This is a genomic window from Prauserella sp. PE36 (assembly GCF_003311655.1).
Classification (GTDB): domain Bacteria; phylum Actinomycetota; class Actinomycetes; order Mycobacteriales; family Pseudonocardiaceae; genus Prauserella_A; species Prauserella_A endophytica.
The window spans coordinates 124,536-150,704 of the sequence record NZ_QEQT01000050.1 but is presented as its reverse complement, the minus strand read 5'-3'; the positions used below and the strand labels follow the sequence as shown (position 1 = coordinate 150,704).

Annotated in this window: 22 protein-coding genes; 9 read left to right on the top strand and 13 right to left on the bottom strand. The window is 73.1% G+C overall.

Features of this window, described 5'->3' with window-relative positions:
- Positions 1-176: 176 nt before the first annotated feature.
- The gene (locus DI005_RS11730; RefSeq protein WP_112269438.1) at positions 177-1,184 is read left to right on the top strand and encodes a PaaX family transcriptional regulator C-terminal domain-containing protein; all 1,008 of its coding nucleotides are present in this window, start codon (positions 177-179) and stop codon (positions 1,182-1,184) included.
- On the opposite strand, the gene DI005_RS11725 is transcribed toward DI005_RS11730, so the two are convergent.
- The 3 genes from DI005_RS11725 to DI005_RS11715 form a co-directional block, all read right to left on the bottom strand.
- Positions 1,181-1,585: an ATP-binding protein gene (locus DI005_RS11725; RefSeq protein WP_228713758.1), complete on the bottom strand. Its 405-nt coding sequence runs from the start codon at positions 1,583-1,585 to the stop codon at positions 1,181-1,183. The genes DI005_RS11730 and DI005_RS11725 overlap by 4 nt on opposite strands.
- A gap of 127 nt (positions 1,586-1,712) precedes the next feature.
- Complete coding sequence (locus DI005_RS11720; protein ID WP_112269441.1) at positions 1,713-2,105, bottom strand: STAS domain-containing protein; 393 nt, start codon at positions 2,103-2,105, stop codon at positions 1,713-1,715.
- A gap of 238 nt (positions 2,106-2,343) precedes the next feature.
- Positions 2,344-3,216 carry an alpha/beta fold hydrolase gene (locus DI005_RS11715; RefSeq protein WP_113642122.1) on the bottom strand — a complete coding sequence of 291 codons (873 nt, stop codon included), beginning with the start codon at positions 3,214-3,216 and terminating at the stop codon, positions 2,344-2,346.
- Positions 3,217-3,284: 68 nt separating this feature from the next.
- Between DI005_RS11715 and DI005_RS11710 the strand changes: the two genes are divergently transcribed.
- Entirely contained in the window at positions 3,285-6,479 is a 3,195-nt protein-coding gene (locus DI005_RS11710) for a BTAD domain-containing putative transcriptional regulator (protein ID WP_113642121.1), read from the top strand.
- 233 nt (positions 6,480-6,712) lie between these two features.
- On the opposite strand, the gene DI005_RS11705 is transcribed toward DI005_RS11710, so the two are convergent.
- Genes DI005_RS11705 through DI005_RS11695 form a run of 3 tightly spaced genes read right to left on the bottom strand, consistent with a single transcriptional unit; the run spans position 6,713 to position 10,517 of the window.
- A complete protein-coding gene (locus DI005_RS11705; protein ID WP_255565693.1) occupies positions 6,713-8,617 on the bottom strand; it encodes a propionyl-CoA synthetase in 1,905 nt (634 codons plus the stop codon).
- Positions 8,614-8,991 carry a DUF779 domain-containing protein gene (locus tag DI005_RS11700; RefSeq protein WP_112269449.1) on the bottom strand — a complete coding sequence of 126 codons (378 nt, stop codon included), beginning with the start codon at positions 8,989-8,991 and terminating at the stop codon, positions 8,614-8,616. The genes DI005_RS11705 and DI005_RS11700 overlap by 4 nt, the downstream gene beginning before the upstream one ends.
- 2 nt (positions 8,992-8,993) lie before the next feature.
- The gene (locus tag DI005_RS11695; RefSeq protein WP_112269451.1) at positions 8,994-10,517 is read right to left on the bottom strand and encodes an aldehyde dehydrogenase family protein; all 1,524 of its coding nucleotides are present in this window, start codon (positions 10,515-10,517) and stop codon (positions 8,994-8,996) included.
- 232 nt (positions 10,518-10,749) lie between these two features.
- Here DI005_RS11695 and DI005_RS11690 point away from each other — a divergent pair, with 232 nt between their 5' ends.
- Positions 10,750-12,255 (top strand): helix-turn-helix domain-containing protein, encoded by a 1,506-nt coding sequence (locus DI005_RS11690; protein ID WP_112269453.1) that lies wholly within the window; start codon positions 10,750-10,752, stop codon positions 12,253-12,255.
- A gap of 10 nt (positions 12,256-12,265) precedes the next feature.
- Here DI005_RS11690 and DI005_RS11685 read toward each other — a convergent pair whose 3' ends face one another.
- Positions 12,266-13,375, bottom strand: a complete 1,110-nt coding sequence (locus DI005_RS11685) for a CaiB/BaiF CoA-transferase family protein (RefSeq protein WP_113642119.1) — start codon at positions 13,373-13,375, stop codon at positions 12,266-12,268.
- A 79-nt stretch (positions 13,376-13,454) separates the two neighbouring features.
- Between DI005_RS11685 and DI005_RS11680 the strand changes: the two genes are divergently transcribed.
- The 4 genes from DI005_RS11680 (at position 13,455) to DI005_RS11665 (ending at position 17,001) form a co-directional block, all read left to right on the top strand.
- Positions 13,455-14,639 carry an acyl-CoA dehydrogenase family protein gene (locus DI005_RS11680; RefSeq protein WP_113642118.1) on the top strand — a complete coding sequence of 395 codons (1,185 nt, stop codon included), beginning with the start codon at positions 13,455-13,457 and terminating at the stop codon, positions 14,637-14,639.
- Between the two features lie 23 nt (positions 14,640-14,662).
- Positions 14,663-15,331, top strand: a complete 669-nt coding sequence (locus DI005_RS11675) for a GntR family transcriptional regulator (RefSeq protein ID WP_112269459.1) — start codon at positions 14,663-14,665, stop codon at positions 15,329-15,331.
- A gap of 78 nt (positions 15,332-15,409) precedes the next feature.
- Complete coding sequence (locus tag DI005_RS11670) at positions 15,410-15,928, top strand: SigE family RNA polymerase sigma factor (RefSeq protein ID WP_112269461.1); 519 nt, start codon at positions 15,410-15,412, stop codon at positions 15,926-15,928.
- Positions 15,925-17,001 (top strand): hypothetical protein, encoded by a 1,077-nt coding sequence (locus DI005_RS11665; RefSeq protein ID WP_113642117.1) that lies wholly within the window; start codon positions 15,925-15,927, stop codon positions 16,999-17,001. The genes DI005_RS11670 and DI005_RS11665 overlap by 4 nt, the downstream gene beginning before the upstream one ends.
- 60 nt (positions 17,002-17,061) lie before the next feature.
- Here DI005_RS11665 and DI005_RS11660 read toward each other — a convergent pair whose 3' ends face one another.
- From DI005_RS11660 to DI005_RS11645, 4 genes are all read right to left on the bottom strand, one after another.
- Positions 17,062-18,030, bottom strand: a complete 969-nt coding sequence (locus DI005_RS11660; protein WP_112269465.1) for a bile acid:sodium symporter family protein — start codon at positions 18,028-18,030, stop codon at positions 17,062-17,064.
- A gap of 68 nt (positions 18,031-18,098) precedes the next feature.
- Positions 18,099-18,719, bottom strand: coding sequence for a flavodoxin family protein (locus DI005_RS11655; protein WP_112269467.1), 621 nt, complete (start codon positions 18,717-18,719; stop codon positions 18,099-18,101).
- A 28-nt stretch (positions 18,720-18,747) separates the two neighbouring features.
- Positions 18,748-20,172 (bottom strand): ATP-binding protein, encoded by a 1,425-nt coding sequence (locus DI005_RS11650; RefSeq protein WP_113642116.1) that lies wholly within the window; start codon positions 20,170-20,172, stop codon positions 18,748-18,750.
- The gene (locus DI005_RS11645; protein WP_228713762.1) at positions 20,169-21,845 is read right to left on the bottom strand and encodes an FAD-dependent oxidoreductase; all 1,677 of its coding nucleotides are present in this window, start codon (positions 21,843-21,845) and stop codon (positions 20,169-20,171) included. The genes DI005_RS11650 and DI005_RS11645 overlap by 4 nt, the downstream gene beginning before the upstream one ends.
- 102 nt (positions 21,846-21,947) lie before the next feature.
- On the opposite strand from DI005_RS11645, the gene DI005_RS11640 reads away from it, so the two are divergent.
- Positions 21,948-22,409, top strand: coding sequence for an SRPBCC family protein (locus DI005_RS11640; RefSeq protein ID WP_112269635.1), 462 nt, complete (start codon positions 21,948-21,950; stop codon positions 22,407-22,409).
- On the opposite strand, the gene DI005_RS11635 is transcribed toward DI005_RS11640, so the two are convergent.
- Complete coding sequence (locus tag DI005_RS11635) at positions 22,400-23,476, bottom strand: NAD-dependent epimerase/dehydratase family protein (protein WP_113642114.1); 1,077 nt, start codon at positions 23,474-23,476, stop codon at positions 22,400-22,402. The genes DI005_RS11640 and DI005_RS11635 overlap by 10 nt on opposite strands.
- Before the next feature lie 77 nt (positions 23,477-23,553).
- On the opposite strand from DI005_RS11635, the gene DI005_RS11630 reads away from it, so the two are divergent.
- Positions 23,554-25,155 carry an NAD(P)/FAD-dependent oxidoreductase gene (locus DI005_RS11630; protein WP_113642113.1) on the top strand — a complete coding sequence of 534 codons (1,602 nt, stop codon included), beginning with the start codon at positions 23,554-23,556 and terminating at the stop codon, positions 25,153-25,155.
- Here DI005_RS11630 and DI005_RS11625 read toward each other — a convergent pair.
- Positions 25,143-26,159 (bottom strand): DNA topoisomerase IB, encoded by a 1,017-nt coding sequence (locus DI005_RS11625; protein WP_113642112.1) that lies wholly within the window; start codon positions 26,157-26,159, stop codon positions 25,143-25,145. The two genes, DI005_RS11630 and DI005_RS11625, sit on opposite strands and share 13 nt — an antisense overlap.
- Positions 26,160-26,169 lie beyond the last annotated feature (10 nt).

The following is a 26,169-nucleotide window of genomic DNA, read 5'->3' as shown; positions in this document are numbered from 1 at the left end:
GGAGCGTGGTTGTCGTTGATGGCGACGAGCGTCGCACGAGCTGTCGCCTATTTCAAGTCTCGTGCGACACTTGATGTGGATCTGCCATGCGACAACACGAAGGCCGACCGGAGCCGTAGTCTTGGACAGACCGTGATCGGCGAATGACGCAGCAGGAATGTCGAGGGATGTCAGGAATGACCACGGACCCGTCGAGGGCCGAGCTGCCCCGCCCGCAGAACGGCGCGGAACCGCAGCTGCTGCTGACGTCGCTGCTGGGCGACTTCTGGTACTGGCGCGACGAGCACATTCCGGCGACCGCGCTGGTGAGGCTGCTCGCCGACTTCGACGTGACATCGGACGGCGCACGGGCAGCCATGCGCAGGCTGGCGGCGCGTGGGCTGCTCGCGGTGTCGCGCAGCGGCCGGACCACGGCCTACGGCATCCCCGCCCGCACCTCCGAGGTGATCATCGAGCGGACCCACCGGATGCTGACCTTCGGCGCCTCGGCGCCGGACTGGGACGGCCGGTGGACCGTGGTGGCCTTCTCCGTGCCGGAGCAGGATCGAGGCGTGCGGACCACCCTGCGGTCGCGGCTGCGGGTGCTGCACTTCGCCGCTCTCTACGACGGCGTGTGGGTGTCGCCGCACGACCGGACGCGGGAGGTGCTGGAGATGCTCGATGAGCTGGGGGTGCGGACGGCGACCGTGCTGCGCTCGGAGGAGGTGCCCGGGGTTCCGGAGCAGGGCAGTCCGCGCTCGGCTTTCGACCTGGCACCGCTGGCCAAGGAGTACCGCGCGTTCGCCGAGCGGTACGAGCCGCTGCTGGAGAGCCTCGACGCCGGGCTGATCGGCCCCGCACAGGCGCTGCGGGCACGCACCGAGCTGCGCGTCGACTGGCGGCAGTTCCCGGAGACCGACCCTGACCTGCCTGCGGAGCTGTTGCCCGAGGGCTGGGACCGGCCAAGGGCCCAGCGGGTCTTCGTGCAGATCTACGACCGGCTCGGCCCGCTCGCCGAGATCCGGTTCCGGCAGATCCTCGGGTCCGTGGCCCCCGAGCTCGTCGACTTCGCGTCCCACCACGACTCGGCGACGGTGGCCAGGCTGTTCGCCTCACTCGGCGATCGCAGGGCGCACGGCGACACGCCGTTCGAGCAGGCGGCGCAGGCGAGGCGGCTCGCCGAGGCCGCGCGCAGGCGGGGCTAGTGCCCCCCGCCCGCGCCGTCGACCTGCCACGTGAGCGTCACCGTGGTGCCCGCATCGGCGCAGCGGATCTCGGCGCGGTCGCTCAGCGCGTGGATCAGCGGCAGGCCCCTGCCGTGGCGGATGCCGGGCTCGGCCGGGGGTGTCCGCCAGCGGCCGCGATCACTGACGATGACCGCGACGCCGTCGGCCTGGCGGCTCGCGTGCAGCTCCAGCACACCGATGGTGCCGGCGGGATAGGCGTGGGTGACCACATTGGCCATCGCCTCGTACGCCGCGATCGCGATCGCGTCCCGCGTCTGTTCCGGCAGGCCGAGGCCGCGGGACCACTCGGCCAGCTCACCGCGTAGCTCGGTCGCGTGCCGGGCGTGCGCGGCGCACCGGAGGTGCAGCCTGGCAGGCACGTCCGTGGCGTATCGAGCCGGACACATAGCGATACCTCTTGTCAGCTCCCTGCGCCGGATCTCTCCGGCCTTCCCCGATGGGACTACCCGCAGGGGAGTGACCAATTCACCCGCTGTGTGTGTGTTTCTAGCGGCCCGCGGCGAGCGCCTCGTCGAGGCTCGGGTGAATGGGCAGCTGCTCGTCGAGCCCCACGACCTGCAGCGACCGGGCCGTGGCGCGGCCGGTGGCGACGACCCGCACGGTGGTGTTCTCGCCGGCGGCCTGCTGCGCGGACACGAGTGCGGCCATGCCGGCGGAGGCCAGGAACGTGACCCCGGTGAGGTCGATGACCAGCACCGGCGGCGTACCGCGCAGCGCCGTGGTGACCATCTCGTCCAGCTTCGGGGTGGTGAGCATGTCGAGTTCGCCGGTCACCACGAGCGCGACCGCGTCCCCGTGCTGCTCGGCCTGCACGGTGACACCGCCCGCGTTGCCGGACGGCGGGTGCGGACTGCTCGGGTTCGGATCGGGTGCTGGCATGGGGTCCATCCTTCCCCAGCCGTCGCGGGAACGAAACAGCACCCGCAGCGCGGCGTTACGAGCCCCACTGCAGTGAAGGCCACCATCACTGCGTGGAATCAGACACAGCGGCGCGCAGCGCCTCCGTTTGGGTGGTGGTGGGAGACGGGTGGGCGCAGCGATGGTGGCCTTCACTGCGGTCCCGCGGCGCTCTCCGGGCCGCCTACCCGGGTGACTGTTGCCACCGCGTGCCGTGGGCTCAGCGAGTCAGCAGCTCGCGCAGCGCCTTGATCACCTCCGCGGGGCCCTGCTCGGCCATGAAATGCCCCGACGTGACCGTGCGGTGGTCGAGGTCGTCCGCCCACGCCCGCCACACCGCCGCCGCGTCGTAGCCGAGCGCCGCGCCCCAGTCCTGCTGCAGCACGGTGACGGGCATCCGCAGGCGGTTGCCCGCCTCGCGGTCGGCCGTGTCGTGCTCGACGTCGATGGTCGCCGAGGCCCGGTAGTCGGCCACGATCGAGGGAACCGCGGCGCCGGAGGCCCGCAGGTAGGCGGCGCGCACGTCGGCGGGTAGCGCGTCGCCAGGCCCGGACCACGCGTCGAGGAAGTGGCCGAAGAACGCGTCCGGCGCGGCGCCGATCAGCGTCTCGGGCAGTCCGGGCGGCTGGGCCATGAGGTAGAGGTGGAACGCGACGGCCGCGTTCGCGCCGTGCAGGACGTCCCACATGTCCGGCGTGGGCAGCACGTCCAGCGACGCGAGGTGCGTGATCGTGTCCGGGTGGTCCAGCCCGGCGCGGATGGCGACCAGCGCGCCGCGGTCGTGCCCCGCGAGTGCGAACCGGTCGTGACCGAAGGCGCGGGCCAGCGCGACGACGTCGGCGGCCATGGTGCGCTTGGAGTAGGTCCGTGGGTCGGCGCCTTCGGGCTTGTCGCTGTCGCCGTAGCCGCGCAGGTCCGGGCAGAGCACGGTGTGGTCGGCCGCGAGGTCCGCGGCCACGTGCCGCCACATCAGGTGCGTCTGGGGAAAGCCGTGGAGGAGCACGACGGGGCTGCCCGAGCCCGCGACCGCGACGTTGAGCGCGACGCCGTCTGCGACGGGAACTCGCTGGTAGTCGAATCCGGTGAGTTGCATGCCCCCAGCATCGGCCGCGCCGATCAGCAACGGATCAGCGAACGCCGAGCGCTTAGAATCGGGCCCCGATGGGCTCGTCGGTGCGGTTCGGGGTGCTCGGTCCGCTCGTGGCCGAGGACGCGCGCGGCCCTGTCGACCTCAAGGGGCCCCGGCATCGGGCCGTGCTCGCGAGGCTGCTGATCGCCAGGGGCCGGGTGGTGCCGGTGAGCCGGCTCGTCGACGACCTCTGGGTCAGCCCGCCTGACGGCGCGGTGGGCGCGATCCAGACCTTCGTCGGCGCGTTGCGCAAGGCGCTGGAACCGGATCGGGCCCCGAGGAGGCCCGCGCGCCTGCTGGTCACCGTCCCGCCCGGATACGCCCTGCGCGCGGAGGCCGATGCGGTGGACGCCTGGCGGTTCGAGGCCGGCGTCGCAGCGTCCGGCGAGGCACTGGCCCGAGGTGCCGCGCGTACCGCGTTGACCACTGTGGACGAGGCGCTGGCGTGGTGGCGCGGGCCGGCCTACGCCGGGTTCGCCGACGAGCCGTGGGCGCGGGGCGAGGTGACGAGACTCGGCGAGCTGCGGCTGCTCGCGGTCGAACGGAGGGCGCAGGCACTGCTGGACCTTGGCCGGGGAGCCGAAGCGGTGCCCGAGCTGGAGGTCCACGTCGACGCTCGGCCCTGGCGCGAGGAGGGGTGGCGGTTGCTCGCGCTGGCCCGGTACCGCGCCGGACGCCAGGGCGACGCGCTGGAGACCCTGCGCCGCGCCCGTGCGGTGCTGGCCGGGGAGCTGGGCGTGGACCCCGGGCCGGCGCTGCGCCGCCTGGAGTCCGACATTCTCACCCAGGCGCCCCAGCTGGACCCGGCACCTCCGGTGCGGACGCAGGCCCTGGTCGGCCGCGCCGCCGAGCTGGCCCGGCTCGCCGCCGCGGCGGACGCCGCCGTCGCGCGGGGACGGCTGGGGCTCGCCCTCGTGTCCGGCGAGGCGGGCGCGGGCAAGACCGCGCTCGCCGAGGCGCTGAGCGCGCGGCTCGCGGCACGGGGCTGGGGCACCGCGTGGGGCGCGAGCCTGGAGCAGGACGGTGCACCGGCCGCGTGGCCGTGGACCCGGATCCTCACCGAGCTGGCGGGAGCGGGGCCCGCTCCCGCCGAGCCCGAACCCGGTACCGACCCGGCGGCCGCGCGGTTCCAGCGGCACCGCCTCGTCGCGGAGTTTCTCGGCGCCCACGCTCGGCGCGCGCCGCTGCTGCTCGTGCTCGACGACGTCCACTGGGCCGGTGAGGAGACCCTGGAGCTGCTCGCGGCGCTCGTCGCCGATCCCGTTCCGGCGCCGGTGCTCGTCGTGGCGACCTATCGCACCACGGAGTCCTCGCCGCCGCTGACCGCGCTGCTCGGCCGCCTCGCCCGTGCGGAGCCCACGCGCGTGTACCTGGGTGGGCTGCCAGCCGGGGAGCTGCGCGGCCTGGTCCGCGCCACCACGGGCCGGGACATCGACGCCGTCACCGCCGGTGTGCTGCACGAGCGCACGGGCGGCAACCCGTTCTTCGTCAGGGAACTCGCGCGCCTGCTCGACAGTGAGGGCGGGCTGTCCGGGGTGCCTGCCGGGGTGCGCGACGTGGTCCGGTACCGCCTGGACACGCTGCCCGAGCGCGTGCGGACGGTGCTGAGGGAGGCCGCGGTGGTGGGCACGGACGTCACACTGGAGCTGCTGTCCGGCGACGACGTGCTCGACGCCGCAGAGAGGGCCGCGGGGGCGGGGTTTCTCGTCGAGCACGAGCCGGGGCGATTCCGGTTCGCCCACGCGCTGGTGCGCGACACCCTTTATGCGGACCTGTCCGGGTCGCGCCGGGCCCGCCTGCACGCGGCGATCGCCGGGCGGCTCGAACGGCTCCATCCCGGCGATGTCGCCGCACTGGCCCACCACCACGTCCTCGCCGGTGCCGCCGTCAGCGCGGAGCGCGCCGTCCGGTACACGCGCGCGGCGGCCGAACAGGCCGAGCGGCGCTTCGCCCCGCACGAGGCGGCCCGGCTGTGGCGGGCCGCGCTCGCCGCCGACGACCGCGCGGGCGATGGCGACGTCCGGCGACGCCTCGATCTGATCATGGGACTGGTGCGTGCGCAGGCCGTCACCGGCGGGCTCAGCGAGGCCCGCGTGCACCGGGCCGAGGCGCTCACGCTCGCCGAGCGGCTCGGCGACCCCGTGCTCACCGCGCGCGTGCTGGGTGCCTTCGACGTGCCGGCGATCTGGACGGAGCCCGACGACCCCGCCCTCGCGCGGCGCATCGCCGAGGTCGCCGAGCGTACGCTCGCGGCGTTGCCCCCGGAGGAGGCCGCGCTGCGCGGTCGCCTGCTCGCGACGCTCGCGCTGGAGCTGCGCAACGCCGGCGGCGACCGCGCGCGGGAGGCGGCCGAGCGGGCCGAGTCCATCGCCCGAGGGCTGGCCGACCCCGCACTGCTGGCGTTCGCGCTCAACGCCCGGTTCATGCAGTCCTTCGACCGCGCCGGGCTGGCGCCCGAGCGGGTGCGGATCGGCGCCGAGCTGGTGGAGCTGGCGACCGCGAACGCGCTGCCGACCTTCGAGGTGCTCGGCCACCTCGTGCTCGTGCAGGCCCACTCGGCGCTCGCCGACTTCGGCGCCGCCGACCGGCACGCCGAGGCGGCCGCGCGGCTCGGCGACGACCACGCCATCCCGCTCGTCGGCGTGTTCACGCAGTGGTACGAGGCGTTGCGGACCGCGGTGACGGGCGCGCCCGGCGCCGCGGACGCCGCCTACCGCGTGGCCGCCACGCGGCTGACCGGCACGGGAATGTCCGGAGTGGACAACGGGATTCTGCCGCTCGCGCTGCTCTGCCACCGCCTGCAGCGCGGCGGCTCACCCGATCCCGGCGGGGACACGGACTTCGGCGGCTACACGCCGTGGTGCCTGCCGCTCGTGCTGCTCGCCGAGGGCCGCAGCGCCGAGGCACGGGAGTCGGTGATCCCCGACTCGCCGAGGGACCTGCTCTTCGAAGCGCGGACGTGCCTGCACGCACTGGCCGCGATCCCGCTCGGCGATCACGAGGCCATGGCCCGCCTCTACGCCGAGCTGGAGCCTGCCGCGGGGGAGCTGGCAGGCGCGGGCAGCGGGCTGGTGACGCTCGGCCCGGTCGCGCACCACCTCGGCGACCTCGCCGCCGCGCTCGGCCGCACCGCCGTGGCCGGGAAGCACTACCGGCAGGCGCTCGAGGTCGCCGAGCGGGCCGGCGCGCCGCACTGGGCCGAGGCCGCCCGGAGGCGCTTGAGCTGATCATCGCGTGCTCGAGCCCGGACGGTCGCTGATGCCACGCGACCTCGGGATCCGCCGCGACCCGAGCGACCACGCCCTCGCCCGCTCACCGCGCGAGTGCACCGCACCCCGGCCGCCGCTCGTGGCACTCGGCGAGCTGCGGGACGGGTGCGCGGCGCGGGACACGGCCTGCGCCGACGTGTCCGGGCCGCGTCCGCGGAGCTCGTCTGGCCACAGAGGACCAGCTGGTCACCTCACCGGCCTGAGCGCAGGACCTCGCGGAGCGCGTCCAGCACGGCGGGGTCCTCTATCGTCGATGGCACCGGAACCTGCTTGCCCTCGACGATGCCCCGCATGCTCGCCCGCAGGATCTTGCCCGACCGCGTCTTCGGCAGCGCGTCGACGATGGACACCTGCCGGAACGCGGCCACGGCCCCGATGTCGGCACGCACCGCGGCCACCAGCTCCTCGCGCAGCGCTTCCTCCCGCACCTCGGCGCCGGCCTTGAGCACCACGAACCCGCGTGGCAGCTGCCCCTTCAGCTCGTCGGGCACCCCGATCACCGCGCATTCGGCGACCGCGGGGTGCGCCGCCAGCACGGCCTCCATCGCACCGGTCGACAGCCGGTGCCCGGCCACGTTGATCACGTCGTCGGTGCGGCCCATGACGAACAGGTAGCCGTCCTCGTCGAGGTAGCCGCCGTCGCCCGTCAGGTAGTAGCCGTCGTAGCGCGACAGGTACGACGCGACGAACCGGTCGTCGTCACCCCACAGCGTCGGCAGCGTGCCCGGCGGCAACGGCAGCCGCAGGCAGATCGCGCCCTCCGAGCCCGAGGGCAGCTCCTCGCCGTCCTGGTCCAGGATGCGCACGTCGTAGCCCGGCATCGGCACCGACGGCGAACCAGGCTTGATCGGCAGCGGGGACAGCCCACGCGGGTTCGCGGCCACCGCCCACCCGGTCTCGGTCTGCCACCAGTGGTCCACCACCGGCACGCCGAGCGACTCCCCGGCCCAGTGGTGGGTCTCCGGATCGAGCCGTTCCCCGGCGAGGAAGAGCGTGCGCAGGCTCGACAGGTCGTACTTCGCCACCTCGCGGGCCTCGGGATCCACCCGCTTGATCGCTCGCATCGCGGTGGGCGCGGTGAACAGCGCCTTCACGCCGTACTGCTCGATCACCCGCCAGAACGCGCCCGCGTCGGGCGTGCCGACGGGCTTGCCCTCGTACAGCACCGTGGTGGCGCCTGCCAGCAGCGGCCCGTAGACGATGTAGGAGTGGCCGACCACCCAGCCCACGTCCGACGCGGTCCACCACACGTCGCCGGGGCCGATGTCGTAGATGTTGGCCATGCTCCAGGCCAGCGCGACCGCGTGCCCGCCGTTGTCCCGCACCACGCCCTTCGGCTTGCCCGTGGTGCCGGAGGTGTAGAGCACGTACAGCGGATCGGTCGCGGCCACCGGCACGCACTCGGCCGGCTGTGCCGAGGCCAGCAGATCGTTCCAGTCGTGGTCGTGCTCGCCGAGTTCGGCACGCAGCCGCTCGCGCTGGAACACCACCACCGACGGCCTCGGCCCGCCCGCGGCCGCGATCGCCTCGTCCACGATGGGCTTGTAGGGGATCACGCGCGTCGGCTCCACGCCGCACGAGCCGCACACCACCACTTTCGGCGCCACGTCGGCGATCCGCACCGCCAGCTCCTTCGGCGCGAACCCGCCGAAGACCACCGAGTGCACGGCACCGAGGCGCGCGCAGGCGAGCATCGCGATCACCGCCTGCGGCACCATCGGCAGGTAGATCACCACGCGGTCGCCCTTGCCGACGCCGAGCCCGCGCAGCGCACCGGCGAAGCGCGCGACCTCGTTCAGCAGCTCGGCGTAGGTGTAGTGCGCGGTCTCGCCGGTGACGGGGGAGTCGTGGACGAGCGCGAGCCGGTCGCCGTTTCCTGCCGCCACGTGCCGGTCGAGCGCGTTGTGACAGGTGTTGAGCTCCCCGTCGGGGAACCACCGGCAGAACGGAGGGCGGCTGTCGTCGAGCGCCCTGCCGGGTCGCCGAGACCACACGACCGCCCCGGCCGCCGACAGCCAGAACCCCTCCGGATCCCTCAGGCTCTCCGCGTAGACGTCGGCGTAGCCGCCCATGTCCGTTCTCTCCGTTCGCCTCAGTGGTCCAGTTCGGTCAGTTCTTCGTCGGTGAGCAGCCGGGACCGGATCAGGAACCGCACACCCTCGGGGGCCTCCAGGGAGAACCCGCTGCCCCGGCCCGCTACGACGTCGATGGTCAGGTGGGTGTGCTTCCAGTACTCGAACTGCGCCGCCGACATCCACACCGGCACCGGCGAGGGCACCCCGGCGACGTCGAGGTCGCCGAGGTGCACGTCGGAACCGCCGGTGCGGAACTCGCCCGCCGGGTAGCACATCGGCGCGCTACCGTCGCAACAGCCGCCGGACTGGTGGAACATCAGCGGCCCGTGGTCGGCGGCGAGGCGCCGCAGCAACGCCGCGGCGTCCTCGGTGAGAGCCACCCGGTTCACGGCCATGATCAGAAGAAGCCCTGCGCGTTGGGGGAGTAGGACACGAGCAGGTTCTTCGTCTGCTGGTAGTGGTCCAGCATCATCTTGTGGTTCTCGCGACCGATGCCGGACTGCTTGTAGCCGCCGAACGCGGCGTGCGCCGGGTAGGCGTGGTAGCAGTTCGTCCACACGCGACCGGCCTGGATGTCGCGGCCCGCGCGGTAGGCGGTGCTGCCGTCGCGCGACCAGACACCGGCGCCGAGCCCGTACAGGGTGTCGTTGGCGATCTTGATGGCGTCGTCGTAGTCGTCGAACTTCGCCACCGACACCACCGGGCCGAAGATCTCCTCCTGGAAGATCCGCATCTTGTTGTCGCCCTCGAACACGGTCGGCTGGATGTAGTATCCGCCGGACAGCTCGCCGCCGAGGTCGGCCTTCTCCCCACCGGTGAGGACCTTCGCGCCCTCCTGCCTGCCGATGTCGATGTAGGAGAGGATCTTCTCGAACTGGTCGTTGGAGGCCTGCGCGCCGATCATGGTGTCGGTGTCGAGCGGGTGGCCCTGCTTGATCTTGCCGACGCGGGTGACGGCGTCGCCGACGAACCGGTCGTAGATCGAGGACTGCACCAGTGCGCGCGACGGGCACGTGCACACCTCGCCCTGGTTCAGCGCGAACATCGCGAAGCCCTCCTGCGCCTTGTCGTAGAAGGCGTCCTGGGCGGAGGCGACGTCGGCGAAGAAGATGTTCGGGCTCTTGCCGCCGAGCTCCAGCGTCACCGGGATGATGTTCTCGCTGGCGTACTGCATGATCAGCCTGCCGGTGGTGGTCTCACCGGTGAACGCGACCTTGCGGATATCCTTGTGCTGGGCGAGTGGTTTGCCCGCCTCCACGCCGAAGCCGTTGACGACGTTGACCACGCCGGGCGGCAGCAGGTCGGCGATCAGCCCGATCAGCACGTGGATCGACGCGGGGGTCTGCTCTGCGGGCTTGAGCACCACGCAGTTGCCCGCGGCCAGTGCGGGCGCGAGCTTCCACGTCGCCATGAGGATCGGGAAGTTCCACGGGATGATCTGGCCGACCACGCCCAGCGGCTCGTGCAGGTGGTAGGCGACGGTGTCGGCGTCGATCTGCGAGATCGCGCCCTCCTGCGCCCTGATGGCGCCGGCGAAGTAGCGGAAGTGGTCGATCGCCAGCGGGATGTCGGCCGCCAGCGTCTCGCGCACCGGCTTGCCGTTCTCCCACGATTCGGCGACCGCGAGCTTCTCGAGGTTCTGCTCCATCCGGTCGGCGATCTTGTTCAGCACCGCCGCGCGCTCGGCGGGCGCGGTGCGGCCCCACGCCGCGGCGGCTCCGTTCGCGGCGGCGACGGCACGGTCGACGTCCTCGGCGGTGCCCCTGGCGATCTCCGTGAACGTCTTGCCGGTGACCGGGGTGGGGTTCTCGAAGTAGGCGCCCTTGGCCGGCGCCACGTACTCCCCGCCGATGAAGTGGTCGTAGCGCGGTTCGAAGGCGACGACACTGCCGGCTTCGCCCGGCGCCGCGTACTTCGTCATGTGGCAACCCTCCTGTTGGTGATCGGCGCGTGCTTCCTCGGCGCACCGGCAGCCAACGTAGGTAACGCGACGTTGCAGTGTCGTTGCACGAGGTCGTCGCCGCAGGTGGGCCGTAGGTGGGAGTTGCCTTGCAGAACGAGGGGACGCCCGGCATGCTGCCTGCTGGACCGGAGCGTTCGTTTCGCCTATGTTCCGGCCGAGCAGCCCTCGTCGACGTTGCCGTGGAGTGCCGATGAAAGCCGAGACCGTGAACACCGCGGGCCCCGCGACAACCCTGAGCCTGTCAGCGGATCCGCCGGCGCAGTTCGCGTTGCTGCAGGAGGTCAGAGAGGCCACGCTCAGTGGCAGCCGTCCGCCCGCATCACCTCGTTCGGTGATTTCCGAGTCCTGGCAACGGTCACTCGCAGCGCACATCGACCCGGAGGACTACCGACCTCCGGTCGTCTACCAGCCCGACGAACTGGCCGACGTGCGCTCCGCGCACCCGCTGCAGGCCGTGTTGCCACCGCTTCGGGAACTGCTGGTCAGCATCGCGGACGAGTCCCAGCACGTCATGATCGTCACCGACGCCGAGGGCACCATCCTGTGGCGCGAGGGACCCGCCGGGTTGTGCGCGCAGGCGGACCCGGTCGGGTTGTGTGAGGGCACCCGCTGGGCCGAGGAGTCGATCGGCACCAACGCGATGGGCACGGCGCTCGCGCTGGACGCCCCCGTGCAGATCTACTCCGCCGAGCACCTCGTGCGGACCTACCACACGTGGACGTGCGCGGCGGCGCCGATCCACGACCCCGACACCGGCGCCGTGCTCGGCGCGATCGACATCAGCGGCCTGCTCGACGCGCTGCACCCGGCCACGGTCTCGCTGGTCAACGCCACCGCCCAGCTCGCGGAGAACCACCTGCGGCGACGGATGGAGCTGCTGGACGAGCAGCTGCTGACCAGGAACATGCCGCACCTGGCGCGGCTGCGCGGCGAGCCCGGCGCGCTGCTCACCCCGACCGGGCGCGTGATCGCCGCCGAGCGGCTCGGGCACTGGCCCAAGCGCGTCGCGGTGGGCCACGGCAGCGACCGGATCCTGCTCGACGACGGCAGGGAGGCGAGGCTGGAGCCGCTGCCGGAGGGCTACCTCCTGCGCGTGAAGCCGCCCTCGACCACCCGCAGGCCCACCCTGACGCTGACGTTCCTCGGCGACAACCCCGTCGCTGTGATCAACGGCAGGGAGCTGCCGCTCACGCTGCGGCGGGCGGAGATCCTCGCGCTGCTCGCCCTGCACCCGGCGGGGCTCACCGCCGAGCAGCTCGCGCTGCAGCTCTACGGCGACGACGGCAACCCGACCACCGTGCGCGCCGAGATCCACCGCCTGCGCACGCAGCTCGGGGCGCAGGCCATGCGCGCCAAGCCCTACCAGCTGTGCGCCGACGTCGACGCCGACTTCCTGACCGTGCGCACCGCGCTGCGCGAGGGCGATGTCGCGGCCGCCGCGGCGGCGTGCCCCGCGCCGTTGCTCGCCCGCTCCGACGCGCCCGCGATCCGCGCGGAGCGCGACCAGCTGGTGGCGGCGCTGCGGTCGGCCGTGCTGGACCACCGCGACCTCGACGCACTGTGGGCGTTCGGGCAGAGCGAGACCGGGCAGTACGACGCCGAGGTCTTCGACCGGCTCGCGCGCGAGCTGCCCTCGGGCGATCCCCGCGCCTCGGTGGCGCTGGCCAGGCTGGAGTGGCTGCTCGCCGAGGACTGAGCGTCCGGACTCAGCTCAGCGGCGGGGGCGCGCTGCGGTAGGCGGGGGGAGTGGCCGACAGTCCGATCGGGTTGCGCGTGAGGCGCGCGGCGGTGCCGTCGTCGCGCGGGATGCTGACGATCGGGTCCAAGCCTAGGTCCGCGGCGAGCCGGAACGCGCCGGCGAGGTCGTTGACCACCCCTGCGGGCACCCGCGCCGCGCTGAGCTCCTTGGCCCAGTCGGCGGCTGGCCGCTCCGCGAGCAGGCGCACCAGCTCGGCGCGCAGCGTCTCGCGGTTCTCCACGCGCGCGGTGTTGGTGGCGTAGCGCGAGTCCTCGGCCAGCCCGGCCGCGCCGAGCCGCTCGCACAGCACCCCGAACTGCCGGTCGTTGCCGACCGCGAGTACCAGGTCCCCCTCACCGCACGGCAGCACCTCGTAGGGGGCGACGCTCGGGTGCGCGTTGCCCATCCGCGCCGGAACCACCCCGCCCGCCGTGTAACCGGTGCCCTGGTTGACGAGTGCGGCCAGCAGCGACGACAGCAGGTTGATCTCCACGCGCTGGCCCTCACTGGTGGCGTCGCGATGGCGCACGGCGGCGAGCATCCCGACGGTGGCGAACAGGCCGGCGAACACGTCGACCACGGCCACCCCGACCTTCTGCGGCTCGCCGTCCGGGCTGCCCGTGATGCTCATCAGCCCGCCCAGCGCCTGGATGAGCAGGTCGTAGCCGGGCAGCTCGGCGCCCCGGTCGCGGCCGAAGCCCGTGATCGAGCAGTAGACGAGCCCGGGGTTGTCCGCGCGCAGGTCGTCGTAGCCGAGCCCCAGCCGCTCCATGAGGCCGGGCCGGAAGTTCTCCACCACGACGTCGGCCTCGCGGGCGAGCGCGCGGGCCCGCTCCAGATCGGCCTCGTCGGTGAGGTCGAGGGTGATGCTCTCCTTGTTGCGGTTGACCGACTGGAAGTAGGTGGCCTGGCCGCTCTCGTCGAAGGGCGGACCCCAGCCGCGCGTGTCGTCGCCGGTGCCCGGACGTTCGATCTTGGTCACGGTGGCGCCGAGGTCGGCGAGCAGCATCGTGGCGAACGGCCCGGCCAGCACGCGGGAGAAGTCGACGACGCGCAGGTCGCCCAGTGACGAGCTCATGGGTACGAATCCCCTCGTTTAGATTTTCGAAAATCTAAGCTATGGTCTCGCCAGGACCACGTCAAGGAGAATCAGCACGATGCCCAGTCACAGCAGCGCCGCCGCACTCGACCCGCGCGACTTCCTCGCGATCGACCACCTGCTCTCGGACGAGGAGCGCGACATCCGCGATGTCGTGCGGTCCTTCGTCCGCGACAACGTCGTCCCGAACGTGGGCGAGTGGTTCGAGGAGGGCCGGATTCCCCGTGAACTGCCGCGTGAGCTGGGCAAGCTCGGCGTGCTCGGCATGCACCTCGACGGCTACGGCTGCGCAGGGGCCAGCGCGACCGCCTACGGCCTCGCGTGCCTGGAACTGGAGGCGGGCGACAGTGGCGTGCGCAGCCTCGTGTCGGTGCAGGGCTCGCTCGCGATGTACGCGATCCACCGCTGGGGCTCCGAGGAGCAGAAGCAGGAGTGGCTGCCGCGCATGGCGGCGGGGGAGGCCGTGGGCTGCTTCGGCCTGACCGAGCCCGACTCCGGCTCCGACCCCGGTTCGATGCGCACCTACGCCCGCCGCGACGGCGACGACTGGATCCTGCGCGGCCAGAAGATGTGGATCACCAACGGCTCCCTCGCCGATGTCGCCGTGGTGTGGGCCAGCACCGACGAGGGCGTGCGCGGTTTCGTGGTCCCGAAGGGCACCAAGGGTTTCACGACGCAGGACATCCACAGCAAGATGTCGCTGCGCGCGTCGGTGACCTCCGAGCTGATCCTCGACGAGGTGCGCCTGCCCTCCTCGGCGATGCTGCCGGGCGCGACGTCGCTGCGCGGACCGCTGTCGTGCCTCAACGAGGCGCGTTACGGCATCGTGTGGGGCGCCGCCGGCGCCGCGCGCGCGTGCTACGAGGCCGCGCTCGACTACAGCACCACGCGCGTGCAGTTCGGCAAGCCCATCGCCTCGTTCCAGCTGCAGCAGCAGAAGCTCGCGAACATGGCACTGGAGGTGAACCGCGCGACGCTGCTGGCACTGCACCTCGGCCGGATGAAGGACGAGGGCAGGCTGCGCCCCGAGCACGTCAGCATGGGCAAGCTGGGCAACGTCAACGCCGCGCTCGACGTGGCGCGCACGGCGCGGCAGGTGCTCGGCGCCAACGGGATCACGCTGGAGTACCCGGTGATCCGGCACATGAACAACCTGGAGTCGGTGGTGACCTACGAGGGCACCGCGGACGTGCACTCGCTCGTCATCGGCGGTGCCGTCACCGGGATCCAGGCGTTCCGCTGACGAGACACGGATAGGGTCGAGCGGTGAGCACGCGTCAGTCCGGCCCCGGCACCACGGCACAGCACGCGCTGGAGGGCCTGCGCCGGGCCATCATCGCCGGCGACCTCCGGCCGGGCCAGCGGGTCCGGCAGGAGGAGATCGCCGACAACCTCGGCGTGAGCGTCGCGCCGGTGCGCGAGGCGCTGCGGGTGCTGGAGCAGGAGGGCCAGGTCGAGTACCGGCCCCGGCGCGGCTACTTCATCACCGAGCTGTGGGCGAGCGACCTCGCGGAGATCTACGCGCTGCGGCAGCTCCTCGAGGAGCGGGCCGCGCGCAAGGCGCTGCCCACCCTCGACGACGACGCCATCGAGCGGATCGCGCTCGCGGCCCGCGACTGCGCGGAGGCGGCCGAGCGCGGGGATGTCGCGGCGGAGCTCGCCGCCAACCGCCGGTTCCACTTCGGCATGCTGGAGTCGCCGGACCAGGTGCACACGATGCGCCTGATCCGGCTGCTCTGGGACTCCACGGAGTCCTATCGCGCGCTGTACTACAACTCGCCGGAGGAGCGGGCCGAGACGGTGCACGCGCACGACGCGATCCTGGAGGCAGTGCGCCGCCGCGACGCCGACGCGCTCGTCGCGGAGCTGGACGCGCACCGCTCCCGCGCGCTGGAGGTCCTCACGGGCATCCTCGACGGCGACGGCGAGCGGTAGCGTCACGAACCGGACACGAAAACCGCCCGGGTGCAATGCGCCCGCCCCTTCCCGCGTGGGTAGGGGTGGAGGTGGTTCGTGGACGGTCACGGCGTGGCGGCGGACCTCGAGGCGTGGATCGACGTCCACGGCGGTGCCCTGCTGCGCTTCGCCTACCTCCTGACGGCCGACCGCGACCGCGCGGCGGACGCCGTGCAGGACGCGCTGGTGGCGGCCTACCCGAGGTGGGAGCGGATCGTCGCGCACGGTGACCCCGGCGCGTACCTGCGGCGCAGCGTCGTCAACGCCCACACCTCGCGGTGGCGGAGGTCGCTGCGCCGGGAACAGCCCGTTGCCGACGTCGCGGGGCTGGCCGGGCAAATCGACGACCCCGCGGACCGTATCGCCATCGAGGACGCGCTGTGGCTGCTGTGCCGCTCGCTGCCCCGCAAACAGCGCGCGGCCGTGGTCCTGCGCTACTACGAGGGCCGCTCGGACGCGGAGATCGCGGCCACGCTCGACTGTTCGGTCAGCACCGTGCGCTCGCAGATCCACCGTGCGCTCGCGACGTTGCGGACCCGGCTGGCCGATGACGAGGAGGAGGTCAGCTCGCCATGACCGAGCAGGACGACCGGATCGCCGAGGCGCTGACCGGGGCGCTGCGCCGCCATGCCGAGGGGGCACCCTCCTCCGACGGTCTGGCCGAGCGGGTGCTCGCGAGAACGTCCACCCGGCGGACGCGGCGCGGGTTCGGGGCGGTGGCGGCCGTGGTGCTCGCCGTCGTGGTGCTGTCGCTCGGGGCCGTGTTGCTGGCTCAGGACAGGGGCGGCGACCCGGTGGCGGAGCCGGTGCTTCCGCAGGGCTGGCGGTGGGAGTCGTACCGGGGCGTCGCGATCGGGGTACCCACGTCGTGGGGCTACGGGGTTCCCGGCCCGAGCTGGTGCTCGAGGACCCCGGAAGCGGAGCGACCGCCGTTGAGGTCCGGCGCGGTCGGCAGGCCCGCCGGCATGCGGGCGGTCGGCTGCCCTTCGCAGTACCCGCCCCTGGCCGAGCGGGAGCAGTGGCTGACGTTCGAGGACTCCGGAGAGGTGGGCATCCGCGAGTTCGACGGGGGCTGGGTGGAGGAGACGCGGGAGCTCGACGGCGTGTTCGTGACGCTGTTCTCCGCGAACGACGCGTTGCGGGCGCAGGTGCTCGGCACGCTGCGGCCCACGAGCGAGGAGCTCGCCCTCGGGTGCGGACCGATGCATCCCGCCGCGGAGGGCCGCGGCTACCGGCCGGAGCCGGGTGGACCGCTGGCGCCGGGCGAGGTCCGGTCGGTCTCGGTCTGCCGTTACGCCCGCAGCGACGCCGTGCCGAGCGGGCCGCCACTGCTCGCGGCACGCGTGGTGAGCGGTGACGAGGCGCTGCGGCTCGCCTCGGCGGTGCTGACGGCGCCGGAGGGCGCGGGCCCCGACGATCCGGAGAGCTGCGCGCCCGAGTACGACTACGGCCCGGAGCTGATCCTGCTGCACCTGCGTGCCGACGACCGGTCCCAGGAGGTGCTCGTGCGCTACGCGGGCTGCGAGGGCAACGGCACCGACGACGGCACCACCCGCCGCGCCCTCACCGGCGACCTCATGTGGGCCCTCGACGCCCCGCCGACGAGCCCCGGCCAGTTCCAGGTGGTGGTGGCGCAGCTGATGCGCTGACCCCGTGACCCCACCTCATTCGCCGCGGTCGGGTACACGCTGTGTGCGCTACGCGAGCGCTCAGGCCGCGGCCTCCTCGTCGGCCGGGGCCGGCGTGCCGCGCCGCGCCCAGAACGTGGCGAGCAGCGCGCCGGACACGTTGTGCCACACCGAGAACAGCGCGGCCGGCAACGCGGCGAGCGGGGCGAAGTGCGTCGTCGCGAGGCTTGCGGCCAGGCCGGAGTTCTGCATTCCCACCTCGAAACTGACAGCGCGGCCGGCGGACTCGTCGAGGCCGGTGAGCCGGGCGGCGGTGTACCCGAGCAGCAGCCCGGCGCAGTTGTGGGCGATCACCGCGAGCACGAGCAGCAGGCCGCTGGTCAGGATCACGTCGGCGTTGGCGCCGACCACGGCGGCCACCACGAGCAGGATGCCGCCCGACGACACGAGCGGAAGGTACGGCAGCACCCGCGCGACGAGGCGGCCCGCCAGCGCGCGGACCACCACGCCCGCCACGATGGGCAGCAGCACCACCTGGAGGATCGACGAGAACAGGTCGCCGAAGCCGACGGGCAGGTCCGATCCGGCCAGCCACAGCACCAGCAACGGGGTCAGCAGCGGCGCGAGCAGGGTCGACACGGAGGTCAGCGTCACCGACAGTGCCACGTCGCCCCTGGCGAAGTAGACGATCACGTTCGAGGCCGTGCCGCCGGGCGCGGCGCCCACGAGGATCATGCCGATCATCAGCATGCCGCTGAAGCCGAACAGCGAGCCGATGCCCCACGCCGTCAGCGGCATGATCAGGTACTGGGCGAGCAGGCCGATCAGCACGGCGTGCGGACGGCGCAGCACCAGCGCGAAGTCCGCGGCGCGCAGGGTCAGCCCCATGCCGAACATGATCACGCCGAGCAACACGGGCACGTAGCCGGAGAGCTGCGCGGCCTGGTCCGGCACGACCATGCCCGCGAGCGCGCCGAGCAGCACGAGCAGCGCGAACCACCGGCCCGCGAAGTCGGCGACCTTCCTCAAGACACCCCGCTGCTCTGCCATGTCCTCCGCCAGGATCGTTCCGACTGGGCCGGTCGATCACTGTAGGACACGGACGGGTGTGTCCCGCCTCACCCAGCGGGGTACTGGTTCGCGCGCAGCAGCCGCGCCAGGTGCGCGGCGTTGCGGGCAAGGGTCGCGTTGGTGGAGGCCACGGCCTTCGGCGTCTCGTCGAGGTCCTGGTAGTCGGTGGGGTTCATGGCCTCGCTGTTCCAGTAGGTGCCGCCCTGTGCGGGAATGGTGAAGCCGGTGTCGGCGAGCGCCTGGTACAGGTCCGCGGTGATCTTGTGCGCGCCGTCCTCGTTGCCCACCACGGCGGTGACGGCGACCTTGCCGAACATCGACGGCCTGCCCTCGTCGTCGGTCTCCGACAGCTCCGCGTCGAGCCGCTCCAGCACGCGCTGGGCGACGCTGGACATGTGCCCCACCCAGGTCGGCGTCGAGATCAGGAGGATGTCCGCCTCGGCGATCCGCTCGCGTAGCCGTGGCCACTCGTCGCCGTCGCCCATGTCGGGCTCCACGCCGGGCTTGATGTCGTGGTCCACCACGCGCACCACATCACCCTCAACGCCGTGGGACTTCAGCTCGCCGAGCACTTGCTCGGCGATGAGCTGGCTGCTCGAGCGTTCGGTCGACGGTTTTAGGCTGCACGCGAGGGCGAGCGCGCGCAGCGGAGCGTTGGTGGACGTCATGCCGGGCGGGTACCCGGTGCGCCGGCGACTATGCGGGTTCGGGGCGCAGCGGCAGGCGGACCTGGAACCGGGTGTCGCCGGGAACGGACTCCACGCGCAGGTCGCCCCGGTGCTTCTTGACCACGATCCGCCACGAGATGTCCAGCCCGAGTCCGGTGCCCTCGCCGAACGGCTTCGTGGTGAAGAACGGGTCGAAGATCCGGCCGCGGATCTCGGCTGGCACGCCGGGGCCGGTGTCACCGATCTCGACCAGCAGACGGTCGCCGTCGGCGGCCGTGCGCACTGTGAGCATGCCGCTGCCGCCCATCGCCGACACCGCGTTGTCGATCAGATTGGTCCAGACCTGGTTGAGCTCCGCGGCGTAGACGGGGATCGGCGGCAGGTTCCGGTCGTAGTCCTTGACCACGGTGACGCCGTCTCCGATCTTGCGGCCCAGCATGGTGAGCGTGCTGTCGAGCAGCTCGTGCACGTCGACCGTCCTATTAGGAGCGCGGTCGAGCTGGCTGTACTGCTTGGCCGCGCCGACGAGGCTGGAGACCCGCGTGGTGGAGTCCTCGATCTCGCTCATCAGCTGCTCGGTCTCGATGGTGTAGTACAGCCAGCGGATGGCGCCCTCCAGATGGCTGGACTCGCCGACGGTCGCGGCGACCTTCTCCAGCCAGTCCGGTCCGAGGCCGGCCGCCACGAACGTCGACGCCATCTCCCAGCCGCCGCCGATGCCGTGGTCGTCGAGCCAGTCGGAGGCGGCGTCCTCGCGGTCGCCCGCTTCGATGGGGCTCAGCGCCGTGGCCTTGGCGGCGTGCTCGACGGCGTCCTCCTGAAGCAGGATCAGCGACTCGAGGGTGGCCCGGTCGAACGGGCCCGCGGCGATGAGCCTCAGCTTGTGCCGCATCGCGGTGACGCGCTCGCGCAGCGCCCCGGTGGCCCGCACCGCCGCGGCGGCCGGGTTGTTCAGCTCGTGGGTGAGCCCCGCCGACAGCGACCCGAGCGCGAGCAGCCGCTCCCGCTGCCCGATGACCTGCTGGGTGTTGTGGAACCCGAAGAACAGGCCCTCCAGCATGTGCACGGCCATCGGGAACCACTCGCGCATCACCGTGGCGAGCTTCTCGGCGTCCAGCACGTAGAACCGGGACGGCTCGGTGACGGTGAGGGTGTTGTTGTAGGTCTGGGGCACACGGTCGCCGAGGTAGGCATGCCACGCCCCGGCGTAGACCCCGCGCTGTGTGGTGCGCTGGATCTCCACCTCGTCGTCGCCGACCTTCCTGGACAGCGCGACGCCGCCCTCGATGAGGACGTAGAAGCACGTGGCCGGGTCGCCCTCGGCGAAGAGGACGCCGGGCTCGACGGCCTTGACGTACCCCTCGTGGCACAGCCGGTCGAGCTGCTCGTCGGTGAGCTTCTCGAACAGAAAAAGGGTGCGCAGCTCTTCGGCGTCGCAGGGCCGCGTGGTCATGGCTTCTCCAGGTAGCGGTGGACGAGTGCGACCGCCATCGCGCCGTCGCCGACGGCGGAGGCGACCCGCTTCATGGAGTCGGCGCGGGCGTCCCCGGCGACGAACACACCGGGCAGGCTGGTCTCGAGGTGGTAGGGGTCGCGGTCGAGCGTCCAGCCTGGTGGCCGTCTGCCGTCGACCACCAGGTCCGGTCCGGAGAGGACGAACCCGGCGTCGTCGCGGGCCACGACGCCGTCGAGCCAGCCGGTGTGGGGGCTGGCGCCGATGAACACGAACAGCCACGACGCGTCGATCGTCTCCACGGCGCCGCTGGGGATGTGCCGCAGCTCGAGCTTGTCGAGGTGCTCGGTGCCGTGTGCCGCCACCACCTCGGTGCACGGGCGGACCGAGACGTTCGGCAGCGTGGCGATCTGCTGGATCAGGTAGTGCGACATCGACGCCTCCAGCGACGGGCCGCGCACCAGGAGGGTCACCGACCGGGCGTGCTGGGCGAAGTGGACGGCGGCCTGCCCCGCGGAGTTGGCCCCGCCGACGATGTAGACGTCCTCGTTGGCGCAGTTGGCGGCCTCGGTGAGCGCGGAGCCGTAGAACACGCCGCGGCTGGTGAGCTCGCCGCAGCCGGGTGCGCCGAGCTGCCGGTAGGTCACGCCCGTGGCGAGAATGACCGCGTGGGCGTGCAGCTCGGAGCCGTCGGCGAAGCGGACCGACCGTGCGGAGCCGTTGGCCTCGAGGCCGACCGCGTGGCGGGTGGTCAGCACCTCGGCGCCGAACCTGGTGGCCTGCCGGCGCGCGCGGTCGGTGAGCTGCGAGCCGGACACGCCGTCGGGGAAGCCGAGGTAGTTCTCGATGCGGGAGCTCTGCCCGGCCTGACCTCCGGTGGCGGTGCGCTCGACGAGCACGGTGCGCAACCCCTCCGACGCCGCGTAGACGGCCGCGCCGAGCCCCGCCGGCCCGCCGCCGATCACGACGACGTCGTAGAAGTCGGCCGACGGCACCGTCGAGAGCCCGACGCGCTCGGCCAGCTCGGCGTCGCTCGGTTCGATCAGTGTCTCGCCGCCGGGCGCGACCACGACGGGCAGCCGCAGCCCGTCGGTGCCCGCCGCGTCGAGCAGCCGCCTGCCGTCGGGCTCGTCGGCGAGGTACCAGCGGTATGCGATCTGGTTGCGCGCCAGGAAGTCGCGGACCTCGTGCGACCGGGCGGACCAGCGGTGGCCGACCACCCTGGTCTCGGTCACCGGCGTGTGGTCGGCGGTGCGCCACGCGTCGAGCAGTGCGTCGACGACGGGGTAGAGCTTCTCCTCCGGCGGATCCCACGGCTTGAGCAGGTAGTGGTCGAGGTCCACCACGTTGATCGCGTCGATGGCGGCGCCCGTGTCGGCGTAGGCGGTGAGCAGCACGCGCCGCGCGGCGGGGTAGAGGTCCATGGCCTGCTCGAGGAACTCGATCCCCGTCATGCCGGGCATCCGGTAGTCGGCGAGCAGCACGGCCACCTGGTCGCCGCGCAGGATCAGCTCGCGCAGTGCCTCCAGTGCGTGCTCGCCGGACTCGGCCCGCACGATCCGGTGGTGCTCGCCGTAGCGACGGCGCAGGTCCCGTGCCACGGCGCGGGAGATGCTCGGGTCGTCGTCCACGGTCAGCAGGACCGGTCTGAGGCCGGCCAGACTCTGGGTCACGGCGTCGAGTATGCCGCCCATGGGGCATGACCAGAACCGGCTCCGCGGTTGGGGTCGTTCAGCGGCGGGTACGTGGTCCCCATGACGAAGGGCGGCGACGCGATGATCGGGGTCAGCAGGGTGATGCCGGTCCCGCCGGACGCGGTGTTCGGGGTGCTGGCCGATGGCTGGTCGTACGCGGGCTGGGTGGTGGGAAACGCCCATATCCGCAAGGTCGACCGGGACTGGCCGGCCGAGGGCAGCCGGATCCACCACAGCGCGGGGATGTGGCCGGTGCAGGTGCCGGACACCTCGACGGTGGTGGCGGTGCGCCAGGACGAGCTGCTGGAGCTGGACGCTCGGCTGTGGGTGCTCGGGCGGGCGCGGGTGCGGTTCACGCTGCGGCCGGAGGAGGACGGCGCGACCAGGGTGATCATGGAGGAGCAAGCGGTGTCGGGACCGGCCGGGCTGGTTCCGGCTGCGGCGCAGGCGCTGCTGCTGAAACCCCGCAACGCCGAGGCGCTGGCCCGGCTCTCCGACATCGTGGTGGCCCGCGCGAGCGGGGACAGCAAGCCTCAGGCCTGAGACTGGTGGCTCGGCCTGCCCCACGGCACGGCCTGCAGGCGTTCGGGCACCCCGGACGGCGGCGGCGCGAGCGGGGCGCTGCCGGCTCCGGCGCCCGCGCGCAGCCCCGTGGTGAACTCGGCGAGCGTCTCGTGCGCGCTGTGCGCGGGTTCCCAGCCGAGTTCCGCGCGCGCCTTCGTGGTGTCGACGAGCGCGGCCTGATCGGCGAGTGCGAGCCAGCCGGGGTGCACGGGTTGCAGCCCGGCCCGCCACGTGAGCCACGCGAGCGCCGTGGCCACGCGCCGGGGCACGGGTAGCCGCGGCCCGCCGAGCCCGGCGGCGACGTCCCCGGCGGTGAGCACGGGTTCCGCGGCGAGGTTGAACGCCCCCGCGGCGCGGCGGGCGAGGATGAGCCGCAGCGCGTCGGCGACGTCGGCGGAGTGCACGAGTTGACCGCGCAGACGGGGCCACAGCGGCAGCGGCAGCCACGGCCTGCCGACCGCGTGGCCGGGCAGCAGCGTGCTCAGCAGCCAGCCCGCGAACTGGCCCGCGGCGTCGTGCTGGAGGATCGCGCACGGCCGGATGCGCGCCGTGACGGTCGTGGGCGTGCGCTGCTCGAACTCGTCGAGCTCGCGTTCCAGCCACGCCTTGCCCCTGCTGTAGGCGCTCTGCGGGACGCCGTCGCGCCGCCAGCCCTCGGTGACGCGGGACCACCGGGGCGGGGGCGAGTAGGCGGCCACCGATGACGCCACGACCACGTGGGGCACCCCTGCCTCGCCCGCCGCCCGCAGCAGGTTGCGGGTGCCGACGACGTTGGTGCGCCGCATGGGCGGATCGCCGCGGCGGGGGTGGATCGCCCACGCGAGGTGCACCACGGCGTCAGCGCCGTCGAGCACCCCGGGCAGCACGTCGGGCGCCACCGGCCCGCCGAGGTCGCACGCGACCCAGCCGGCCCGGTCGTACGGCTCCTGGCCTCGGTCCGGCGGCCTGCGCGCCACGCCCGTGACGCTCCACCCCGGCTCGTGGCGGAGCAGGCGCAGCAGTGCGGTGCCGACGTTGCCGCTCGCGCCGGTGACGACGATCCTCATGTCCCGGAAGGTCCCCGGTGGAGGGTGGTCCGAAACCCCAGGTGTAGTGGGACAGCCGCGGGGGAAGCCAGCGTGGCGTGGAACGCGTTGACGAGACCGCCGACGCGGTCGTGATCGGAGCGGGCCCGAACGGCCTGGTGGCCGCGAACCTTCTCGCCGACGCGGGCTGGGCCGTGCTGGTACTGGAGGCCGCCGGCAGCCCCGGGGGAGCGGTGCGGACGGCCGAGCTGATCGAGCCCGGCTTCCACCACGACGTCTTCAGCGCCTTCTACCCGCTGGCGGCGGCCTCGCCCGTCATCGCGGGCCTCCGGCTGGAGGAGCACGGGCTGCGCTGGCGGCACGCGCCGTCGGTGCTCGCGCACGTGCTCCCGGACGACCGGTGCGCCGTGGTGTCCCGCTCGCTGGAGGACACGATGGCGTCGCTCGCGGAGTTCGACCCCGCCGACGGGCGGGCGTGGGCCGAGGAGTTCGCCGCGTGGTCGGCGATCCGGGACCGGTTGCTGGACGCGCTGTTCACGCCGTTCCCGCCGGTGCGGTCCGCGGCGGGGCTGTTCCGCGCGCTCGGCGTCGCCGACGGGCTGCGGTTGGCGCGCATGGTGACGATGCCCGCTCGCGCGTTCGGCCGGGAGCGCTTCGGCGGCGACGGAGCCCGGCTGCTCCTCGCGGGCAACGCCCTGCACACCGATCTGGGGCCGGGGCACGCGGGCAGCGCCGTGTTCGGCTGGCTGCTGTGCATGCTCGGCCAGGACGTCGGGTTTCCCGTGCCGGAGGGCGGCGCGGGCCGGCTCAGCGGCGCGCTGGTGGAGCGGTTGGCGGCCAGGGGAGGGCGCGTCGCGTGTGGCCGGGAGGTGACGGGGGTGCTGACGGCGCGCGGCCGGGCGCTGGGGGTCGCCGACGCCTCGGGCGCCCGGGTGCGGGCGCGCCGCGCGGTGCTGGCCGACGTGCCCGCGCCGACGCTGTACCTGCGCCTGGTGGGGGAGGATGCGCTGCCGTCGCGGTTCGTGACGGACCTGCGGCGGTTCCAGTGGGACGACGCCACGGTGAAGGTCGACTGGGCGCTGTCGGGGCCGATCCCGTGGAGCAACCCGCAGGCGGCCGGAGCCGGGACGGTGCATCTGGACAACGATTTGCCCGGCCTGTCCCGCTACAGCGCGGAGCTGGCGGCGGGCAGCGTGCCCGAGCAGCCGATGCTCGTCGTCGGTCAGATGAGCACGGCGGACCCGACACGCTCGCCGGAGGGCACCGAGACGGCGTGGGCGTACACGCATGTGCCGCGCGGGCACGCGTGGGACCCCGACCGGCTGCGCCGCTACGCCGACCGGATCGAGGCGATCGTGGAGCGGCACGCGCCGGGCTTCCGGAGCCGGATCCGCGGCCGCTACCCGCAGGGGCCGCGCGAGCTGGAGCGTGCCAACCCGAGCCTCGTCGAGGGCGCTGTCAACGCGGGCAGCGCCGCCATGCACCAGCAATTGGTCTTCCGGCCCGTGCCCGGCCTCGGGCGGGCCGACACCCCGATCGATCGTCTGTTCCTCGCGGGCGCCTCGGCGCATCCCGGGGGAGCGGTGCACGGTGGGCCGGGCGCGAACGCCGCCCGCGCCGCACTGGCGAGGGCCGGGCCGGCCGGGCCGCTCTACGCGGGGTTGATCCGGCGGCTGCACGACGCGGTCTACGCGCGGTAGCGGCGCAGCATCCTGGCCACGGCGCGCTCGACGCGGTCGCGGTCGCGGTCGGTGCGGATGCCCTCCCTGCCCACGCGGCGCACGGCGGCCTCCACGGTGGCGCCGTCCTCGTACGCCTCGATCACCCTCGGGTCCACATAGGACTTGCGCGCCACCGTGGGGGTGTTGCCCAGCTCCTCGGCCACCTCGCGCATGGCGGCCGTGACCGCGCGCTTGCGGCCGCGCTGGGAGGAGGGCCGGTCGGACGCCGCGAGCGCGACGGCGGCGAGCACGGTCGCGTTCCAGGTGCGGAGGTCCTTGACGGTGAACTCGTCGCCGGCGAGTTCCTTGAACCGCTCGTTGACCTCGCCCGCGTGGAGCTCGTGCCAGCCGCGGCCGTCGCGGCAGACGAACAGCCGGTCGGTCTCGGCCCGGCACCGCCGCAGGGCCTTGAGCACCGCGGCGAGCTCACCGTCGCGCATGGTCAGCTCGCGTTCGAGCCCGCCCTTGGCGGTGTAGGAGAAGGTCAGCTCGTCGCCGCGGATGCGCACGTTCTCGCGCAGCAGTGTCGTGGCGCCACGGGACCCGTTGGCCTCCAGGTACTCCTCACCGCCGGTACGGAACACACCGCGGTCGATCATGCGCAGCGCGGCGGCGAGGACGCGGCGCCGGTCGAGACCCCGGCGAGCGAGATCGTGTTGGATGGTCTCGCGCACTTCGGGCAGTCTGCCTGCGAGCGCGAGCACCCGCTCGTGCTTCTCCTCGTCACGCGCCCGGCGCCATTCGGGGTGGTAGAGGTACTGGCGGCGCCCGGCGTCGTCGAAGCCGACGGCCTGGATGTGCCCGTCGGGATCGGGACAGATCCACACCCGGCGCCACGCGGGCGGGATCACGAGGCCGTCGACGCGGTCGCGCGTGCGCGGGTCGGTCACGGGGGAGCCGTCCGGAGCCCGGTAGCTGAAACCGCGGCCCCGCCGTTGTCTGCGGATACCCGGCGTGGACGGGTCACTACGCCGCAAACGCATGGTTCGGTGA

Excerpts from the sequence above, each read along its gene's own strand:
- DI005_RS11730 (WP_112269438.1), top strand. The coding sequence starts at position 177 with ATGACCACGGACCCGTCGAGGGCCGAGCTGCCCCGCCCGCAGAACGGC.
- DI005_RS11720 (WP_112269441.1), bottom strand. The coding sequence starts at position 2,105 with ATGCCAGCACCCGATCCGAACCCGAGCAGTCCGCACCCGCCGTCCGGC.
- DI005_RS11715 (WP_113642122.1), bottom strand. The coding sequence starts at position 3,216 with ATGCAACTCACCGGATTCGACTACCAGCGAGTTCCCGTCGCAGACGGC.
- DI005_RS11710 (WP_113642121.1), top strand. The coding sequence starts at position 3,285 with ATGGGCTCGTCGGTGCGGTTCGGGGTGCTCGGTCCGCTCGTGGCCGAG.
- DI005_RS11700 (WP_112269449.1), bottom strand. The coding sequence starts at position 8,991 with ATGGCCGTGAACCGGGTGGCTCTCACCGAGGACGCCGCGGCGTTGCTG.
- DI005_RS11695 (WP_112269451.1), bottom strand. The coding sequence starts at position 10,517 with ATGACGAAGTACGCGGCGCCGGGCGAAGCCGGCAGTGTCGTCGCCTTC.
- DI005_RS11690 (WP_112269453.1), top strand. The coding sequence starts at position 10,750 with ATGAAAGCCGAGACCGTGAACACCGCGGGCCCCGCGACAACCCTGAGC.
- DI005_RS11685 (WP_113642119.1), bottom strand. The coding sequence starts at position 13,375 with ATGAGCTCGTCACTGGGCGACCTGCGCGTCGTCGACTTCTCCCGCGTG.
- DI005_RS11680 (WP_113642118.1), top strand. The coding sequence starts at position 13,455 with ATGCCCAGTCACAGCAGCGCCGCCGCACTCGACCCGCGCGACTTCCTC.
- DI005_RS11665 (WP_113642117.1), top strand. The coding sequence starts at position 15,925 with ATGACCGAGCAGGACGACCGGATCGCCGAGGCGCTGACCGGGGCGCTG.
- DI005_RS11660 (WP_112269465.1), bottom strand. The coding sequence starts at position 18,030 with ATGGCAGAGCAGCGGGGTGTCTTGAGGAAGGTCGCCGACTTCGCGGGC.
- DI005_RS11655 (WP_112269467.1), bottom strand. The coding sequence starts at position 18,719 with ATGACGTCCACCAACGCTCCGCTGCGCGCGCTCGCCCTCGCGTGCAGC.
- DI005_RS11650 (WP_113642116.1), bottom strand. The coding sequence starts at position 20,172 with ATGACCACGCGGCCCTGCGACGCCGAAGAGCTGCGCACCCTTTTTCTG.
- DI005_RS11640 (WP_112269635.1), top strand. The coding sequence starts at position 21,948 with ATGATCGGGGTCAGCAGGGTGATGCCGGTCCCGCCGGACGCGGTGTTC.
- DI005_RS11635 (WP_113642114.1), bottom strand. The coding sequence starts at position 23,476 with ATGAGGATCGTCGTCACCGGCGCGAGCGGCAACGTCGGCACCGCACTG.
- DI005_RS11625 (WP_113642112.1), bottom strand. The coding sequence starts at position 26,159 with ATGCGTTTGCGGCGTAGTGACCCGTCCACGCCGGGTATCCGCAGACAA.